Source organism: Lactobacillus apis, from assembly GCF_002837055.1.
Lineage (GTDB): Bacteria > Bacillota > Bacilli > Lactobacillales > Lactobacillaceae > Lactobacillus > Lactobacillus apis.
Genome location: NZ_PDKP01000035.1, coordinates 1 through 3144, shown reverse-complemented (window position 1 = coordinate 3144; position 3144 = coordinate 1). Strand labels below are relative to the sequence as shown.

Genomic DNA, 3144 nt, shown 5'->3' with positions numbered 1-3144 from the left:
AACTTAACGCCGACTTTGTCAGGCTGTTCAGATTTAGTCAATGGAATAACTGTAGTTACTTCTCGGTTAGTTTGTAAAGCACTTTTTTCCACGAAAGCTTTACCAATAATATTCTGTTGTTGATCTGCAGCAAATAACTCTATTTGCTGCAAAGCCAGAGGAGCGGCAAAACCGGTATTCTTCAGTGTGAGATAAACGGCAGCATTTAAAGTGGAGTTATAACTTATTTGTTTAATTTCTAAACGGTAGCCTAAATAATCACGTAAATATTCAAAATAATTACGTTCAATTGTCTGATTCTTTTGGTTCAAAAACCATGATTTTTGATAAGGCCAGTTCTTTTTATCTAGTAAATCTGGCGTAACAGGGACATGTTTCCAATATTCAAATGAGCCCATTTGAGGAAATTTTAGACCCTCGGGTTTGCCAGTTCTTTTTAATTCATTTTCTAAAGTCACATTATAATATGAATTAGTTTTTATCTCATGGTAATTATGTGCAATACTTAAGGTAGTAAAATGATTTTCAACCATTCTTTGTGTGGTCAATTCAGGATCTACGTATTTTGTTTTTAAATACATAGGATTGGCAAATAGCCAGATACTTTCGCCATCAACAATTGTTTTTTTTGAATCTCTTATTAATTGTTGATACTCATTTGAATCATAATTTTTACCCGCTGTGTTCCACTCATGTCCAATGCCAATTAAAAAGTCATCATGAAAACCAATTCGTTGTTCATTCTCTTTTTCAGCAGCACCTATATTGCGATTTTTTATATTTAAGTAACGTACCTGTACAGTTAGATCCTGAGGAGAATTTAACAGCAAACTATGCAGAATTGCTGATTCATCAGTTGTTTCTCGAGCATGGGCAGACCATTCCCCCCAAGGTCCAATAATGCCTGCCTGCAAAGCATGAATTTGCTGGCGATGTTCCTGGAGNNNGGAGCCAGCCAGATAATTGCTCCAAATGTTGCTGTATTCTCTGCAAACTAGGAGCCTGTCTATAAGGTCTTTTATCTTCAGAAATATAAGCAAAACGAAGTAATGCTTTTAAATTTAATTTAGCCAGCTCCTCAAAAAATGCACTCATGTGGTCAAAAGCTTGTGCATCTAAAGGGGCATGCTGGTAACCTGTTAAGTAAAAATAGACTTGTACTATTTGTGGCTGATCATCTGTATACAGTGATGCTTCTCTTTTTAACGCGGAAATAGCATCTTCCTCCGCATATTCATATATGCTTTTACCCGTTTTTACATCCAAATAAACTTCAAAGCGAAAACCACGATCAGGATTTGTGAGTAAAATCTTCGTTTGATCTCCACTTAACTGCTCAGGATAATAATTTTCCATTTTTTCCTCCCAAACTAATTACCAGTACTTTCTCGCAAAATTAGTTCAACTTCCAGTAGCGTAGTAGCAGCACGCGACTTATTCTCTAATATATCTTCTCTAATTAAATGGACAGCAGTTGTACCTAGGTCCTTTTCCGGAACTGAAACTGATGATAATCTTGGAATATAATATTTGGACATTTGAATATTATCGAATCCAATAATATGGTAATCTTCAGGAGCACGAAAGCCTTTTGTGTACAATTCTCTCATTATTCCGATTGCTATTTGGTCATTTCCAGCCAAAATTCCCTTAGGAAAAATAGGTAATTGGACAATTTGTTTGCCAGCTTGAACCCCATCTTCAATACTCCAACCAGAAGTACTGATTGAGCATTCATCCTGATCATGCAGCTTCATCCACTCTCGGTAACAATTTAAACGAACTTCACCTTTTGCCTGAGTTTTTTCTCCTTGCAAGTTAGTCATATAACGCGGACCGCCAACATATACGATATTAGTTTGAGCAAACTTTTCAAGCTGTGCTAAAGCTTCTTTTACCCCAGCAGTTAAATTAGCATTAACTAGTTTTACTGAATTACTTTTATATCTTGCCTCAATAATTACAATATTAGAGTTCAATTTTTTTAATTCAGTAATGGCTGATTCGGATAAACTACCAATAACAATTACGCCGTCCCAATAATATAATCTGTCCCAAAATGAACTGTCCAAAGATTTATTCAAATAGTAGATCGAACTTAACGTCATTTTCTCTTTTTTAAGTTCTTCAATAATCCCCTGCTTTATTTGCTGATAATATGTATATTCTGCTACTTGGTCTAAATTCATAGTTGTCAGCACGCCAATGACAGGACTCTTTTTACTTTTATTTTTTGTATGATAATTCAACTTTTTAGTAGCCGCCAAAACTTTTATACGCGTTTGATCAGTTACACTTAGGGAAGTGTCATTATTTAAGATTCGTGAAACTGTACCAGCCGAAACACCTGCCAATTGAGCTACCTGTCTGATATTAGCCATTTTATTTTATCTTCTCATCTTTCATATTTGGTTATTATACAGGTGCTATTAAAATTTGTTTTAAAAATATAAACTTTAGAACCTGATAATCTAAACATAATCTGCTATTACAGCATTTTTTGCAATTATGCTATCAAATATTCTTTTGTAAATCAAAGAAAATACGGTTGTATCATTATTGTCAATCCATCCGCGTTTTCTCAATTTACCTGCTTATTTTTGCAACAGGCTTTTTTCAGCAGATAATCTGACTATATTTAAATTTCTATGTTTTATGCAACAATTTTTAAATTGAATAAAATAATAGCCAATACTAAAACAAACCAAGTTGCTCTAGTAGAGTTCATATGTTTACGATCTAGCAGCCAATAAATAAAGGCAACTAGTAAAACTGGCAACAATGATGGCATTATCTGATTAAAAATATCCTGCAACTTCATTGAAACTTTTCCAGCTCTAAAGATTAACGGGATTTTTAAAGTAATAACAGTTGGAATCAAAGCTCCTACAACCGTCACTCCTAGCAGGGTTGCTGAGTCAGTCAATGCGTTAAGCTTAGAACTCATTGAAGTAACTAGGTTGACCCCTTGTTTATAGGCAAATGGCATCCAAGTATAAGACCAAATGTAGATAATACCTAATGCAACCATCCATAAAATAGCGCCAAACGGGTTACCTTTAAGAGCCATATATGATGCAATCGCACCAAAAATAGTGGATTGAACGGTACCTAATAAGGTGTCACCTACAGCAGCAAATGGTC

At 34.8% G+C, this 3144-nt stretch carries 4 protein-coding genes; all 4 read right to left on the bottom strand.

Going from position 1 to position 3144, the window contains the following annotated elements; genetic code table 11:
- On the bottom strand, nucleotides 1-914 hold a 914-nt coding region (locus CRG87_RS07605; protein ID WP_165775983.1), incomplete at its 3' end, for a DUF4832 domain-containing protein.
- Entirely contained in the window at nucleotides 853-1356 is a 504-nt protein-coding gene (locus tag CRG87_RS07600; RefSeq protein ID WP_101138728.1) for a DUF4874 domain-containing protein, read from the bottom strand. The genes CRG87_RS07600 and CRG87_RS07605, both read right to left, overlap by 62 nt.
- Nucleotides 1357-1370: 14 nt before the next feature.
- On the bottom strand, nucleotides 1371-2381 hold the full coding sequence (locus CRG87_RS07595; RefSeq protein ID WP_074426136.1) for a LacI family DNA-binding transcriptional regulator: 1011 nt from the start codon (nucleotides 2379-2381) through the stop codon (nucleotides 1371-1373).
- Nucleotides 2382-2653: 272 nt separating this feature from the next.
- The coding region (locus CRG87_RS07590; RefSeq protein WP_165775982.1) for a PTS system mannose/fructose/sorbose family transporter subunit IID at nucleotides 2654-3144 on the bottom strand (491 nt) is incomplete at its 5' end.